Origin of the sequence: Planctellipticum variicoloris (assembly GCF_030622045.1) — a bacterium.
GTDB lineage: Bacteria > Planctomycetota > Planctomycetia > Planctomycetales > Planctomycetaceae > Planctellipticum > Planctellipticum variicoloris.
Window position 1 is genome coordinate 3,847,752 of record NZ_CP130886.1, and the last position, 14,114, is coordinate 3,861,865.

General features: G+C 61.6%; 15 protein-coding genes. All 15 read right to left on the minus strand.

The window, feature by feature from the left end; all coding sequences use genetic code 11:
* Positions 1-7 precede the first annotated feature (7 nt).
* Positions 8-1,222 (minus strand): ABC transporter permease, encoded by a 1,215-nt coding sequence (locus SH412_RS14925; RefSeq protein WP_336518808.1) that lies wholly within the window; start codon positions 1,220-1,222, stop codon positions 8-10.
* The gene (locus SH412_RS14930; protein WP_336518809.1) at positions 1,219-2,385 is read right to left on the minus strand and encodes an efflux RND transporter periplasmic adaptor subunit; all 1,167 of its coding nucleotides are present in this window, start codon (positions 2,383-2,385) and stop codon (positions 1,219-1,221) included. The genes SH412_RS14925 and SH412_RS14930 overlap by 4 nt, the downstream gene beginning before the upstream one ends.
* 36 nt (positions 2,386-2,421) lie before the next feature.
* Positions 2,422-3,060, minus strand: a complete 639-nt coding sequence (locus SH412_RS14935) for a ferredoxin family protein (RefSeq protein ID WP_336518810.1) — start codon at positions 3,058-3,060, stop codon at positions 2,422-2,424.
* 14 nt (positions 3,061-3,074) lie between these two features.
* Positions 3,075-4,076, minus strand: a complete 1,002-nt coding sequence (locus SH412_RS14940) for a dihydroorotate dehydrogenase-like protein (protein ID WP_336518811.1) — start codon at positions 4,074-4,076, stop codon at positions 3,075-3,077.
* A complete protein-coding gene (gene nifJ, locus SH412_RS14945; protein WP_336518812.1) occupies positions 4,069-7,659 on the minus strand; it encodes a pyruvate:ferredoxin (flavodoxin) oxidoreductase in 3,591 nt (1,196 codons plus the stop codon). The genes SH412_RS14940 and nifJ overlap by 8 nt, the downstream gene beginning before the upstream one ends.
* Positions 7,660-7,710: 51 nt before the next feature.
* Positions 7,711-8,049 carry a carboxymuconolactone decarboxylase family protein gene (locus SH412_RS14950; protein ID WP_336518813.1) on the minus strand — a complete coding sequence of 113 codons (339 nt, stop codon included), beginning with the start codon at positions 8,047-8,049 and terminating at the stop codon, positions 7,711-7,713.
* A 121-nt stretch (positions 8,050-8,170) separates the two neighbouring features.
* Positions 8,171-8,962: a pyrroline-5-carboxylate reductase family protein gene (locus tag SH412_RS14955; protein WP_336518814.1), complete on the minus strand. Its 792-nt coding sequence runs from the start codon at positions 8,960-8,962 to the stop codon at positions 8,171-8,173.
* A gap of 54 nt (positions 8,963-9,016) precedes the next feature.
* Complete coding sequence (locus SH412_RS14960) at positions 9,017-9,457, minus strand: arsenate reductase ArsC (RefSeq protein WP_336518815.1); 441 nt, start codon at positions 9,455-9,457, stop codon at positions 9,017-9,019.
* Positions 9,458-9,570: 113 nt separating this feature from the next.
* Entirely contained in the window at positions 9,571-10,422 is an 852-nt protein-coding gene (locus tag SH412_RS14965; protein WP_336518816.1) for a universal stress protein, read from the minus strand.
* A 51-nt stretch (positions 10,423-10,473) separates the two neighbouring features.
* A complete protein-coding gene (gene arsB / locus SH412_RS14970; protein ID WP_336518817.1) occupies positions 10,474-11,703 on the minus strand; it encodes an ACR3 family arsenite efflux transporter in 1,230 nt (409 codons plus the stop codon).
* Positions 11,704-11,795: 92 nt separating this feature from the next.
* A complete protein-coding gene (locus SH412_RS14975; protein WP_336518818.1) occupies positions 11,796-12,050 on the minus strand; it encodes a hypothetical protein in 255 nt (84 codons plus the stop codon).
* Positions 12,051-12,193: 143 nt separating this feature from the next.
* Positions 12,194-12,652: an OsmC family protein gene (locus tag SH412_RS14980; RefSeq protein WP_336518819.1), complete on the minus strand. Its 459-nt coding sequence runs from the start codon at positions 12,650-12,652 to the stop codon at positions 12,194-12,196.
* Positions 12,653-12,671: 19 nt separating this feature from the next.
* The gene (locus SH412_RS14985) at positions 12,672-13,364 is read right to left on the minus strand and encodes an aromatic aminobenezylarsenical efflux permease ArsG family transporter (protein ID WP_336518820.1); all 693 of its coding nucleotides are present in this window, start codon (positions 13,362-13,364) and stop codon (positions 12,672-12,674) included.
* The gene (locus SH412_RS14990; RefSeq protein ID WP_336518821.1) at positions 13,364-13,837 is read right to left on the minus strand and encodes a nitrophenyl compound nitroreductase subunit ArsF family protein; all 474 of its coding nucleotides are present in this window, start codon (positions 13,835-13,837) and stop codon (positions 13,364-13,366) included. The genes SH412_RS14985 and SH412_RS14990 overlap by 1 nt, the downstream gene beginning before the upstream one ends.
* Positions 13,834-14,094 carry a thioredoxin family protein gene (locus SH412_RS14995; RefSeq protein ID WP_336518822.1) on the minus strand — a complete coding sequence of 87 codons (261 nt, stop codon included), beginning with the start codon at positions 14,092-14,094 and terminating at the stop codon, positions 13,834-13,836. The genes SH412_RS14990 and SH412_RS14995 overlap by 4 nt, the downstream gene beginning before the upstream one ends.
* Positions 14,095-14,114: the final 20 nt, after the last annotated feature.

Genomic DNA, 14,114 nt, shown 5'->3' on the forward strand with positions numbered 1-14,114 from the left:
GTCTGAACTATCCCATCAGAGCTTCTGTGGGCTGGACCCGCATGGCCCGCCAGATACCCAGAACGCTCGACAGTACGGAGATCAGCAGCACGATCACCAGCAGTTGGATCAGGTCCGCCTGAGTGATGACGACTCGCCGAGGAAAGTACGGAAAGAGCTGCTGCCCGAACAGGAATGCGATGCCGTATCCGGTCACTCCCAGCAACAGCGCCTGCTGGAGCAGCATCCCCAGAATGGTGCGGTTGGGTGCTCCGAGCAGCTTCAGCAGCGCAATCGAGTGCAGTTTGTCGAGCGTCAGCGTATACAGGATCAGCGCCATCACCACAGCCGCGATGATCGTGAGCAGCGCACGGAACATGCCGAGTTGACGACGGGCTTTGTCGACCATTCCCTGCAGCAGGAGATCTTCCTGGCCGGCTTTACTGTAGACGGACACATCGCTCCAGCCGCCGATGACTGCGGCCACGTGCTGCGGATTCACCCCCGAACGGACCCGCACGATCACCGCGCTCATCGCTGGCGTCGATACGGCTGGCAACTCAGAACTGGGCTGAGAGAGTCGTTCGACCAGTTGCGGCTGCATCAGAAACAGATCGTTGGATTCAGACCGGCGTCCGCGGGCGGAACGCTCCAACCGCAGGGCCTCGCCGACGGCGTCAAACTGGATGGCCTGCGAGTCGCTCACGGTGACCACGGCCATGCCGTCTCCGCCCGAGCTGACCATGCCGCCGGTGATGCCGACAACTTTGTAGGACTCCTTGCCGAGGCGGATGGATTCGTGAAGTCGAAATCCGAGCGTCTTGTCGACGACGATCTCGTAGTGATTCCGCCGCAGCGGACGTCCGGCGATCAGCGGCAACCATTCTCCTTTGTCCGTCGGCCAACTCAGCCCGAGAACGGACATCCGCAACGGCTTGCCGTCGTGCTGACGCTGAATCGTATGGAACACGAATTCCCGTGCCGAGTCGACGCCCGGCACGGCCTGCACGCGATGCACCATCGTGCGTGGAACTCGCGACACCTCGGCAAACGGACCACGGGTGTCCCGCTGCACGACCCAGAGATCGGCGTCGATCCGCTCGACAATCAGCGTCGCGTCCTCGATCAATCCGCGATAAATCCCGGCCATGCCCATGACCATCATGAGCATCATGCCGATTCCCATCGCGGTCAGCGAGAAGCGACCCAAGTTGTGCCGAACGTCCTTCAGGGCAAGATTCATGGCGTTTCCACGCGTCGGCCATCGAGCGAGATGTTTTTGCCAGCGATCGGCAGCAAGACCACGTCTCCGGGTTTCAGCCCCTCGGCAGCCTCGACCGACTCGGCACTCTGCAACCCCAGCGCGACTGGCTGCCATTGTGCAGCAGAACCGTTGCGACGATAGACTCCGGCGTTCCGGTCGCGCCAGACCACGAACTTCGCCGGCAGCACCGGCACTGCGGACTTGCGCTCGACCTCGATGAAAACTTCCGCCCGCTGACCGACGGCCCAGTTCTCCGGCAGCGTCAGCACGCGGACATCGACGACAAATTCCCGCGTTTCTCGATCCGCTTCGCGCCCGAGCCGCGACACCACTCCCTCATAGTCGAGGTTCCCTTCAGATCGAAAGACCACGCGGGCGGTCTGTCCTTGCCGCACTCGGGACATTTCTGTTTCATCCACCCAGGCGCTGACCCAGATTTCTTTTGTCGAGACCAGCATGAGAATTGCGCTGCCCGGCACGCCGATGTCGCCGGGATCGCGATAGCGTTTGACAATCAGGCCGTCGAAGGGAGCGACCACGCGCGTATCGGTCAGTCTCGCCTCGTGATACGTAAGCGTCTTTTCGGTTTCGACGACCTGCTTTTGACCTTCCAGGAGCGCGGCCGTGGCGCGCGATACGCCCGCTTCGGCGACACTCAATGATTCCGTCGCCTTTTCGCCCTCTTCGACAGTCGCCACCTTCTTCTGGAGGAGCTGCTGCGTGCGTTCGAAGGTCAGTCGGGCGAACTTCAGCAACGCCTGCGACAGATCGAGATCGGCCTGAAGTCGAGCCAGGGACGCCTGCGAGGCGGCCACAGCGGCTTCGGCAATCTCGACTTGCTGCTTGAGTTCGGCATCGTCCAGTGTGAACAGGAGCTGGCCGGCCTGAACGACGTCCCCCTGATCGACCAGAATCTCATGGATGCGGCCGGAAATCTTGGGGCTGATTGTCGATTTGACACGGGCTTCCAACGTTCCCGTGCCCATCACTTCGGCAACGATCTCACCCGCTTCGACGGTATGCTCGATGACAGCAAGGGGCGAGAGATACCAGACTCCGGCAATCGCCACGACGGCGACCGCGACGACAACCTGGACGGCTCTCTTGATCCAAAACCGCACCGCATCGGCGTTGAGAGGCATAATTCTCCTTCTTGACAGCGCATGACGGCACGCAGCCTACAGCCGCTGCTCGCTGACGTAGACCAGCCCGACTTCGTGCACGAGGGTCTTGACCTCGCCCAGAAAGGGGCCGACTTCCTCCTGCTGTTCCGAAGTGACCTCGAAGGTCATGTAGGAGGGGGCCTTCTGCCTGGCCCCCTTGACCGTCGGGACTTCGAGACGCAAGTTGACGATGTCAAACGGTCGGTTCTCAATCAATTGTTCCAGTCGGACGAGAAACCGCTTGTCGCCGAATTCTCCGGCGAGTTCGACCTTCGCGCGGGTGGAGACGTGTTCCATCGCCTTTTGGGCCGCCTCGCGCGCTTTGAGCGCTCCGTCGCGATCCTGCTTCTTCTGGGCTTCCTTCTTAACGATGCGGAAGATCTGCCGTTCGCGTTCGAGTTTCCACACGGCTTCGAGCGTCGGGAACGAGATGGCGTTGGTCGGGCAGATGTTGGCGCAGGTTGAGCAGCCCACGGCGCAGTTCATCGGGTCAACCGACACCGCATGCGCATCCTGCATTTCGTAGACATTGCGTCCGCAGGTGACGTAACACAATTGGCAGCCGATGCACGCGTCCGGGTCAACGGTCGGATACCACGGAATTTCATCGCGAGGAATGCCGTGCCAGGGGGCCTTTTCTTTGGTCTCGCTCATCGGAAACTCCTTCTTTAAGGTCGGGGTTGCCAGCTCTCCAGGAGACGGGCATAGTTCAATCGCTCCCAGGCGTGAGGATCGGGCGCACGATTGAGCGAGAGCACGCCTCGGGCCTCTGCCAGCGTCTTGTAGCCGAAACGGGACAGACGATGACGGAGTTCGTCGCGGAGATTGGCCAGCACGCGGGGGCCGCGTTCCAGGAGCACCGACACGACCTGCGCGACGTGCGCTCCGGCCAGAATGGCCTTCGCCGCGTCGTCACCGGTATGCACGCCCCCGGAGACCGCCAATTGCAGCGACGTCCGGCCGGACAGGAGTGCGCAGGCATGGAGTCTCAGCGGCAATTCGGCGCTGGTTGACAGCCGCACTTCGCGGCTTACGTCGAGCACCTCCAGGTCGATGTCCGGCTGATAGAACCGGTTGAACAGCACGATCGCCCGCGCCCCAGTCTGTTCGAGCTGGCGTGCAAAGCCGGGGAGCGACGAATAGAACGGCGACAGTTTGACAATGACGGGAATCTGTACCTTGTCGACGACCGACTGCACGACCGCCAATTGTCTGGCTTCGACGACCGCTGCAGTTTCCGAAAGGTCGGTGATCACTTCATACAGATTCAACTCGACCGCCGCCGCACCGGCCTGCTCCAGATCACATGCCAGATCGATCCATCCGCCGACCGTCGTGCCATTGAGCGATGCGATCACCGGCACATTTAACGCATCACGCAGCTTTCTCAGTCGCGCGACGTAAGGACCGGAGCCCAGGCCGAAAACATCCGACTCGGGCAGAAACGTACGGGCCTCGGCATTCATGTCCACATGCGAATCGATCCACCGGTGAGCGCCGAGCTGCTCGGCGACGATCTGTTCCTCGAACAGCGACCGCATGACGACAGCTCCCGCGCCGCCCTCGACGCACGCGTGCAAGGCGTCCAGATCGTCTGTCAGCGGCGAGGCCCCGACCAGCAGCGGGGACGACAATCGCAGCCCCACCCAGTCCGTGGCGAGATCAACCATGTTCGACACCTCCATCGGTCAGGGAGTCCACTCGGATGCCGGCGAGCTGGAGATACAGCGAGCGTCGTTCCGCCGCCGCCTGTTCCGCGGCCTGGACCAGTTGTTCGTACCGCTCGGGATCGCGCAGTTCGACCATGCGGAATCTCGCTTCCTCTTCCATGAAGCTCCGCATCGGCAGGCTTTTTCGCGCAGAGTCGAGCTGCAGAGGCGGCTGTCCCGCTGCGATCCGTCGGGGATCGAAGCGGTAGAGCGGCCAGGCCCAGCTCTCAATCGCGCGTCGTTGGTGGGTCGGCGAGTGGACGAGGTCGTATCCGTGAGCGATGCAGGGACTGTGCGCGATGATCAAGGCAGGTCCGGGGTAACTCTCCGCTTCGAGCAAGGCCGACACGGTCTGCTCGTTACGGGCCTGCATCCCGACTGACGCGACGTAAACGTGACCGTAGCTCATCGCCAGCAGGCCCAGATCCTTCTTCCGCGTGGACTTGCCCGCCGAGGCGAACTTCGCAACGGCCCCCAGTGGCGTCGCCTTCGATTGCTGTCCGCCGGTGTTGGAATAGACTTCAGTATCGAGCACCAGCAGCTTCACATTCCGCCCCGAGGCCAGAACATGGTCGAGGCCGCCGTAGCCGATGTCGTAGGCCCATCCGTCGCCGCCGATCACCCAGACGCTTTTCGGGACGAATGCCTCGGCAATTGCGGCAAGCTCTACGGCGGCTGGTCCGTTGAGGCCCTTCAGGATCTCGCTCAACTGTGCCACTTCCTGACGACGTCTCTCCAACACCACCGGATCGGTGGGGGCGCACGCCTTTCGCAGCGCAGTGACCAGCACTTCCGGCAACGCAGCCGCCAGTTCGCCCAAGAGCTGCATGGCGCGTCGAGCGAGGTAATCGACACTCAGACGGAATCCGAGGCCAAGCTCCGCCGCGTCCTCGAAAAGCGAGTTATTCCAGGCTGGCCCCCGGCCATCCTGATTTGTGGTGTACGGGGTTGTCGGCAGGTTTCCACCGTAGATCGACGAGCAGCCGGTTGCATTGGCCACGAGAAGCCGATCGCCGAACAGTTGCGTCAGCAGCCGAATATAGGGCGTCTCGCCACAGCCCGCACATGCCCCGGAGAATTCAAACAGCGGGGGCAGCAGCGTCAGGCTCTTGGCTTCAAGTGGAACTCGGCTGCGTGGCAAGTCGGGAAGTGATTCAAACATCTCGAAGCGCCGGCGTTCCACGTCTCGGTGCGCTGCCACCGGCTGCAGGTTGAGAGCTTTTCGCCGCGGCTGCATGTGATCTTTCGCCGGGCAGACAACAACGCACAGTTCGCATCCCGTGCAATCGTCGGGCGCGACCTGAACGGTATAGTTGAGTCCTTCGAATTCCGGAGTGAACGCCTCGGGGACGCCAGGCAATCCCGCCGGGTTCTCCTTCAGCAGATCGGGTTCGTAGACCTTGGCTCGGATGGCGGAGTGAGGGCAAATCATCACGCAGCGGTTGCATTGCACACAGAGGTCCGGCTCCCAGATCGGAATCTCCAACGCGATGGCCCGCTTCTCGAACCGGCTGGTTCCCGTCGGCCAGGTCCCATCGGGTGGAAACGCGCTGACCGGCAACTGGTCTCCATGCCCCTCCAGCAGCAGCCGGGACACGCGTTGGACGAAATCGGGAGATGATTCGGGCACAGTCGGTCGACGATGCCGGCTGGCGGTCGCCGACGAAGCCAACGACACCTCGTGCAAGCCGGCCAACGCCGCGTCGACCGCCGCCACGTTACGCCGGACAACTTCCGGTCCCCGTTTGCCCCAGGTCGCAGCGATCGACGCCTTGATCTGCTCCAGCGCCTGCTCGACCGGCAAGACGTGAGCCAATTTGAAAAAACAGACCTGCATGACTGTGTTGATCCGTCGTCCCAACCCGGCCTCTTCGGCAATCCGATAGGCGTCGATGGCGAACAGACGGCAATGACGGGCCAGCAGGGTTTCCTGAGCCTCGCGCGGCAGGCTCTCCCATACCTGCTCTGCGGGCGTCGACGAGTTGAGCAGGACGATCGAGCCGTCGCCGGCTCGCTCCAGCACATCCAGCCGGTCCAGGAATCCTGGGTCGTGAATGGCGATAAAGGCGGCCCGGCTGATCTGATAGGACGATCGAATGGGGCGAGGTCCAAACCGCAGATGCGAAACGGTCGTGGAACCGGCCTTCTTCGAGTCGTAGACGAAGTGTCCCTGAGCATACTGTTCGGTTTGTTCGCCGATGATCTTAATGCTGGCCTTGTTGCTGCTGACAGTCCCATCCGCACCAAGGCCATAGAAGACGGCGCGGACCACGTCACCCGGCTCGATGTCCAGTTCCTCGGCAACGTCGAGCGACAGATGCGTCACATCGTCACGAATTCCGACCGTAAAGCGAGGTTTGGGAGTCGAGCGCTGCAGCTCGTCAAACACCGCCTTGACCATCGCGGGCGTGAACTCCTTCGAAGACAGGCCGTATCGCCCGCCGATCACACGCGGCAATCTCGGCAGCAAGCCTCTCGTCAGAGCTTCCAGCAACGCGCCGCTGACTTCGAGCAGCAGCGGTTCTCCCGACGAACCAGGTTCCTTGGTCCGATCGAGGACTGCCAGATGCTGGACCGTGGAGGGGAGTGCAGCCAGAAAGCGTTGCAACGAAAAGGGGCGAAACAGACGGACTTTCAGGACTCCGACTCGTTCGCCTTGATCGAGCAGCCAGTCCACCGTTTCATGAGCGCACTCCGCCCCGGACCCCATGAGCACGATCACACGCTCCGCCTCGGGATGGCCGTGATAATCGAACGTCTGGTAACTTCGCCCGGTGAGGGTCTCAAACCGCCGCAGCGTCTGGTCGAAGTGATCGCCGAATGCGTCGTAAAACGGGTTCGTCGCTTCGCGTGACTGGAAGAACGCGTCGGGGTTCTGCGAAGTGCCGCGGACGACGGGGCGTTCGGGGGTCAACCGTCGTCCACGATGGGCCTCCACCAGCTTCGAGTCGACCAATTGCGTCAGGACGTCGTCGCTGAGCGTGGAGATTTTTGCGACTTCGTGTGAGGTGCGAAACCCGTCGAAGAAGTGCAAGACCGGAACGCGCGCGGCGAGCGTTACGGCGTGGCCGATGGCTGCGAAGTCCTGGGCTTCCTGGACCGACCCGGAGGCCAACAGCGCGAACCCGGTGCCGCGAGCGGCCATCACGTCCGAGTGGTCCCCAAAGATCGAGAGCGCATGCGTAGCGACGCTACGGGCGGCCACATGCATGCAGAACGACGTCAATTCTCCAGCAATCTTGAACAGGTTCGGCAGCATCAACAGCAGACCCTGCGACGCAGTGAAGGTCGTGACCAGTGCGCCGCCCTGGAGCGCCCCATGCACCGCACCCGCCGCACCGCCTTCCGACTGCATCTCGATGATTTCCGGCACCGCACCCCAGAGATTTCCCCGACGCTGGGCCGACCAGTCATCGGCGTATTCGCCCATCACCGAGGCCGGAGTGATCGGATAGACGGCGATCACCTCGCTGAGGCGGTACGCGACGTTCGCGACGGCTTCGTTGCCGTCGAGCGTACGTGTTTCGGTCGGGGAAGTGGTCATCGGGCCTGTACTCCAGGAGGTCGGACTATTGCAGGACCGCGACGAACGCGACTATCCCTGAACGGACGGAGCGGCGTTGGACAGTCCGGCAAACATTCTGGCGGCGGTGTCATTCACCGTGGCCTGTTTCATAAACCTGGCCACCATAATCGCCTCCGTGATTTCCGCATTCGTGACACCCTTCTCCTTCGCCTGGCGGACCCACATCTGGGTGCACATCTCCGACCCGAGCGCCGCGGCAACGGCAACTCCCATCAGCAGCTTGTACTTGCCGGGCACCGCCTGATAACTCGGGTGATCAAACAGCAACGCCTTCTCATCCATCTGATTCTGGGCAAACTCGGGCGCGAACTGCCGCAGCAGGTCCATCGGAGTCTGGGAATTGCTCATGTCAGTTCTCCTGAAAGTGGGACAGCAGGCGTTCCATTCAAAAGCGCATCGTCGCGTCGACATCGTGAACTTCAGTGTCGGCCTCGCTCGGACGAGCACATTGACGTCCATCGTAGCGACCCTACGGGTTGAGTTTGCGGTAAATCGCGGCCAGATTCTCCGCAAACATTCCGGAAATGACTTCTTCATGCTCCTGTAACGGCCGAACCGGAATGAGGTCGATCACGTCATTCGGCGACAAACCTGATTCGAAGTAGACCTGCAGGGCTCCCGCCAGCATCCGCTGCAACGCCGGGCGAATCCGTTCTTCAGGCAGACCGAACGATCGGGCCTGATCTTCGAGCGTCTGCCATTGGAACCAGAAGTACGTGGGACCCATCGCCGTCAGCACGGCGTATGCTTCGAGTTCCTGCTCCGGCACTTCGGGGCATTCCCCCCAGACCTCCGATACCTGCTGGAGGCGGGCGCGGTCGGTTGCCGTCCAGTCGGGGCCGCAGGCGAAGGGGTTGTAACCCTGCCCCAGCAGCGACGGGGCGTTCGGGAGCAGACGTGCCACCTTGACGTGCGCCGGCAAACGCTCGCACAACTGCGCCAGTGTCACCTTAGGGGCCAGGGAGATCACCAGCGCCTGCGGTGCGAGATGCGGCGAGATATCGGCGACGGACGCAAGAAGCTGTGGTGGGTGAATCGCCAGTAAGACTATCGTGGCCCCTCCGACGGCTGCAGCCGCCTCAGAGACAAGTTCGACGCCCGCCACAGTTGCTGCCAGCTTTTCGGCAGCCGCCGCGTTCGGTTCGAAAACTCGTACTCGATCGGGCCATTGACCGGCGCGCTGCCAGCCCGTGAGCAAGATTCTCGTCACTCGCCCACCGCCTACGATCCCGACCACTTCCGTCGACAGGCTGGCCACCATTGGTCTGTTCCTCTCACAACCGGAGTTCTCGCGCGGACAACATGCGAATCGTTCTCAGCTCGGCAACAGGTCGGTCAAGTTCTCTGCCACAAACTTCCGGATCTCGTCGCGGACGCGACGATAATGGCTCAGAGCCTCCTGCTCAGTCGTGGCCGACTTTGCGAGCTTCGGCGGGTCGTCGAAGCCGACATGCACCACGCGGGACTTACCCAGAAATGCCGGGCAGTTCTCGTCCGCATGGCCGCAGACCGTGACGACCAGATCGAACGGAATCTCGGCCAGGCTGCTGACGAGCTTCGACGACTGACCCGTGATGTCGACACCGGCTTCCTGCATCACATGGACTGCGCTGGGATTCATGCCGTGAGCCTCGATCCCGGCGGAATACGGTTCGATGCGGTCTCCCAGCAAGTGTCGAGCCCAACCTTCGGCCATCTGGCTGCGGCACGAGTTGCCCGTGCATAGAAACAGGAGTTTTGGTTTCACTGACGGCATATTGCTTATTCCTCGGCTCTCCGGCACTTCCGACGCCGGACGCCATCGAGCACATCACGTGCGTTGTTGCGGACTCAGGCGGTGATTTCGGCAGATTATTCAATCCGCATTGATCAGCCGCGAAACGCTGGTACGAGCAAGACCGGTACAGGAGCATGGCGCACGAGGTTGTGGCTCACGCTGCCGAGAAACACCTCCCGAATAAAGCCGGCTCCCTGACTGCCCATGATGATCATTGAGGGTGCGTGCAACGTTGAGATCGACAGCAGCTCAGCCGTCGGCGAACCGCAGCGGATTACAACGTTGACGGCTTGGGCTTTTGATGCGGTAAGGCGCGCCGCGATCTCGCTCAGTCGCTGCCGATCGGCGTCCAACGCCACTTCGCTCGCCGGCGTGTCACCATCCCCCTCTCGGACATGGACCACGGTGACCGTCGAGTGCGCAACAGCAACGATATCCGCCAGGAGATCGAGAGCCCGCTCCGCATTGGCGGAAAAGTCCGTCGGGAACAGGATGTGATCCAGCGTGTTTTCGCAGAGGGGTTCGCACCCCTGCTCAGTGAAGGTGGCCTTCATGGCCAGAACCGGGCGGTCCGCACGCTGGATGACTTCGTAGGCCACGCCCCCGACGAAGGCTGACTCCAACAGCGATTCCGTCGTCAGATGCACGGCGATTACGGACGCGTCCTGTTCGCTTGCGACTTGTTGAATCTCGTAATACGGCAGGCCCAGGCGAACGTCGGTTTCAACCTCGAAACCCATGTCTCGCAGCAATTGCGCCTGCCGTTCGAGCGCGGGGAGGGCAAGCGCCTGGAGCTGACGGAATAGCGTGCCGACATCGCGAATGTTCATCGCGTGAACCAGAAATACTTTTCGGGCACCCCCGGCTCGCAGACCTCGCAGACAGCAGAGCGTGCGAGTTGAGTTCTCGCTGAGACTGGTTCCCACAACAATGGTCGACAACATGTCGTGCATCTCCAGGTTTGGACGGCTTGAGGGTTCAGCGCAGGCTGGCGCTCATCTGCTCGCCGACGGAGCGAGCGGGCTCTCCAAGGTAGCGGCGTCAGCTCGGAACCAGTTCCGCGTTGCGACACAGAAGCGAACCAGCATCAACATGACGGGCACCTCGGTCAGCACGCCCACCACCGTGACCAGTGCCGCACCTGACGACAGGCCAAACAACATCACTGCAGTGGCAATCGCCACTTCAAAGTTGCTCGAAGCGCCAATCATCGCCGACGGTGCGGCGCTTTCGTACGACAGCCCCAGGAGCTTCGCCAGCAGATAACCAAGGGCGAAGCACACGACCGTATGTGCGATCAGGGGAATTGAGATCCACAGGATGATGAGCGGATCGCCGAGGATCACCTCGCCCTTGAATGAAAAGAGCAGGATCAACGTGACGAGAAGCGCGGTAATGGTCACCGGCGTCAGCAGGTGAAGGAATCGCTCCCGGAACCAGACTTCTCCCTTCGTCGCCAGAATCCACCGCCGTGAGAGATAGCCCGCCACCAAGGGAAGCGCAACGTACACGCCGACCGACAGCAAGAGCGTCTGCCAGGGAACCGGCAACTGACCGACTCCCAGCAGATACCCGCTGATCACGCCATACAACCCCAGCATGGTCAGCGAATTGATGGCCACCATCACGAGCGTGTGTCCGACGTTGCCACGGGCGAGGTAACTCCAGACGAGTACCATTGCCGTACAGGGGGCCGAACCGAGCAGAATGCAACCCGCAACGTAGCTCCGCCACAGGGGGACTTCCAGGATCTTCACTCCATTCTGCAGGACCACGGTCCCAGCTCCGTACCGGGCTCCCACGTCAAGATTCACTCCCAGGGGAACCTTGATGTAGTCGACCGCTTCGGGGCCAATGAACGGCAGAAGGAGCGTGCCCAGACAGAACATCGCGATGGCAAACATGGCAAACGGCGCGAAGATCCAGTTCATGAACAGGGTGAGTGCTACCGGTTTCACAGCCCGCCCGGCTTGCAGGACTTCTACGAAATCGATCTTCACCATGATGGGGTACATCATGAAGAACAGGCAAATGGCGATGGGAATCGAGATCACCGGCGTCCCGTCGACCGAGATCGCCAACGCGTCGAGAGACTCCGCCAGTCCGGGGGCCATCTTCCCGAGAATGATGCCCCCCACGATGCAGAGGATGACCCAGACCGTCAGGTAACGCTCGAAGAAACTCATCCCTCCCGTCGGTTTCGCCGGGATTGTTTCGATTGCCATGAGTCGCAGTTCCCGTAGCGAGTAAAGCATCCGTTCAAATCCGGTCGACCGTGCCGGTGATGCCGGATTCCCGGCACCGGCAGCGCTCGCTGTCACTCGTCGATGATCGCTCCCTGGAGGGCCAGTTTCCCAATGCAGAGCTGATAGCAGTGAACGAACTCCGGGCACTGGCGGCAATCATCCCATTCGGCAATATCTGCCGTCACATTGCGGTCATTTCGGATGAATCCGCCACCGGTGGACAGCAAATACCCAAACACTTTGCCTTTCAGCCGCCGATCGTTCTCCCGATGCAGCGGGTCTGGGAACATTTCGCCGTAACACGCCTTATGAGTCTCTGAAGCCATGCTTTCCGTTTCCTTTCAGTGATGATGCAGACCATCAAGTTGAAGCTCAGGATCTGCGACAATTGGTTTCGTACAATCGGGCAACGTCACGTCGATCCCTCGCAGACTTTCGTCGACCGATTGTGGATTTCACTGGCACCTCATTATTCTGCCCCCGGTTCAGCCTCAAGATCTCCTGCGTTGGACCGTCGACGTCGGAGAACTCCCGTCAGCGTCGTTCCCGGTGCGACCGTGTTGAACACGGTGCCGTACTTTCTTACGTTCTCGTGCAGCAGTTCCAGTTGCCGGTCCGGCTCGTCCGTATCGACGACGATCTCATAGTGGATCGCTTCCAGCTTTGGCGGGACGTCCTGACGGACGCCACGCACACGGACTTCGAGTCCCCGATGTGAGAACCGCAGGATCGGCGTGACCCGCTCGATCCCCTTGATAATGCAGGCCGACAACGCCGCCAGCAGTAGTTCCGCCGGATTGAAGGCATGCGGATTGCCGGCCAGGTCGGTGTCCAGCGGAATCTCCGCCTGTTTGCAGCGGGAGACGCTGCCATGTGCGTCGATCCGCTGCGAGACGACCTCGAATGTCAGCTTCGGCGAACCGCTCATGATGTCCGATTCGATGGAGTTACACTTCAACGCGGAAGACGTGCTGCAGCGTCAGGACGATGCCAATCAGCAGGATGGCGAGCCCGGTGCCCAGACGCAACCAGCGTTCCATCCCGGTCACCCGCTGAAACACCATGCCGAGCGATTTCGCGCCGCAGGCGAGGACCACCGCAAAGCCCAGCACGGGCACCCCGGTCCCGATCCCGTAGACCGCCGGCAGCAGCAGCGGTGACTCCTCCGCGATGGCCAACGGAATCAGGCTGCCGAAGAACAGTGCGGCCGAAACCGGACAGAAACTCAAGGCGAACACGAGGCCCAGCAAGCCCGCGCCAAGAATGCCGCGTTTCTGCAGGCGTTCCCGGAGAGAATTCAGAAACGTCCCGGCCGGGAGCGGGATCTCGATCAACCCCAACAGCACCATTCCTACCAGCACCAGCAGCGGACCGACAAACAGGCTGATGTTGCGTTGCAGCCAGACGGCCGCGCCGGGAGCAGACAGGATGCTCGCCACCACCAGACTGCCGAGAGCCGCGTAGGCGACGACCCGCCCCAGCGTATACATCAGCCCGGACAGCAGGACGATCGACAGTTTGCTGGCGTCACGTCCGACAAACGAGATCGCCGCGATGTTCGTCGCCAGCGGGCACGGGCTGATCGACGTCAGCAGCCCCAGCCACGCGGCGCTTCCGATGCCCACAACCAGCGAGTCCATTACAGCGGCTCCAGAAAGTGATCCCAGGCATCGCGGATGAAGGCCGCGAACTGGGCCTGATCGTGCGTGTGATCCCAGACCTCTTCCAGGTTCCTGGAACGGACAATCCGTCCGCCATGACGCTCGGCGAGCACAACGGTCGACGTAAAGACCTCCAGCTCTTTCACGAGAGCCGAGTTCTCAGGAGCGGTGTAGTCGGCGACTTCCCACGTCAGTCGTCCGCTGTCGATCTCCGGCTGTAACGCCGCATGCGAATAGGCTTCAATCTTCTTGCAGCTCGGACAGCGCTGGGTGGCATGGAAGAAGATGGCGGTTAGTTGCGGGGCCGTACTCTGCGATTCAATTCCCGCGGCCGGAACGATCGGCGATGGTCCGGCGGCGCGACGCCAGCCGGCGATGTCAGCCACGGCGACCAGCAGACTGATTCCGACAAATCCCAGCAGTCCGGCGGTGAATAGCGTTTTGCGAGTCATGACGGTTGCCTTGCTTCTGAGGTCGTTTCGAGTTGACGTCGGATTTGCTCGGGAGAAGGAAGTGTTCCCGCGAAGACGACCTTGCCGTCAATCGCCAGGGCTGGGAGCGCGGCAGGAGCAAACTCCAGAATCTGCATGATGTCCGTGACCTTCTCGATCACATCGTTTCGTCCGGACTCTTCGACGGCGCGTGCGGCATTCGCCGCCAGGTAGCCGCACTTGGGACATCCCGTCCCCAGAACTTGAATCGTGGCCATGCAATGGGCTCCCGGAAGAG

Coding starts and splice junctions, on each gene's coding strand:
- SH412_RS14990 (WP_336518821.1), bottom strand. CDS start 13,837: ATGACTCGCAAAACGCTATTCACCGCCGGACTGCTGGGATTTGTCGGA.
- SH412_RS14995 (WP_336518822.1), bottom strand. CDS start 14,094: ATGGCCACGATTCAAGTTCTGGGGACGGGATGTCCCAAGTGCGGCTAC.
- SH412_RS14965 (WP_336518816.1), bottom strand. CDS start 10,422: ATGTTGTCGACCATTGTTGTGGGAACCAGTCTCAGCGAGAACTCAACT.
- SH412_RS14985 (WP_336518820.1), bottom strand. CDS start 13,364: ATGGACTCGCTGGTTGTGGGCATCGGAAGCGCCGCGTGGCTGGGGCTG.
- SH412_RS14930 (WP_336518809.1), bottom strand. CDS start 2,385: ATGCCTCTCAACGCCGATGCGGTGCGGTTTTGGATCAAGAGAGCCGTC.
- SH412_RS14935 (WP_336518810.1), bottom strand. CDS start 3,060: ATGAGCGAGACCAAAGAAAAGGCCCCCTGGCACGGCATTCCTCGCGAT.
- arsB (WP_336518817.1), bottom strand. CDS start 11,703: ATGGCAATCGAAACAATCCCGGCGAAACCGACGGGAGGGATGAGTTTC.
- SH412_RS14975 (WP_336518818.1), bottom strand. CDS start 12,050: ATGGCTTCAGAGACTCATAAGGCGTGTTACGGCGAAATGTTCCCAGAC.
- SH412_RS14925 (WP_336518808.1), bottom strand. CDS start 1,222: ATGAATCTTGCCCTGAAGGACGTTCGGCACAACTTGGGTCGCTTCTCG.
- SH412_RS14960 (WP_336518815.1), bottom strand. CDS start 9,457: ATGCCGTCAGTGAAACCAAAACTCCTGTTTCTATGCACGGGCAACTCG.
- SH412_RS14980 (WP_336518819.1), bottom strand. CDS start 12,652: ATGAGCGGTTCGCCGAAGCTGACATTCGAGGTCGTCTCGCAGCGGATC.
- SH412_RS14955 (WP_336518814.1), bottom strand. CDS start 8,962: ATGGTGGCCAGCCTGTCGACGGAAGTGGTCGGGATCGTAGGCGGTGGG.
- nifJ (WP_336518812.1), bottom strand. CDS start 7,659: ATGACCACTTCCCCGACCGAAACACGTACGCTCGACGGCAACGAAGCC.
- SH412_RS14940 (WP_336518811.1), bottom strand. CDS start 4,076: ATGGTTGATCTCGCCACGGACTGGGTGGGGCTGCGATTGTCGTCCCCG.
- SH412_RS14950 (WP_336518813.1), bottom strand. CDS start 8,049: ATGAGCAATTCCCAGACTCCGATGGACCTGCTGCGGCAGTTCGCGCCC.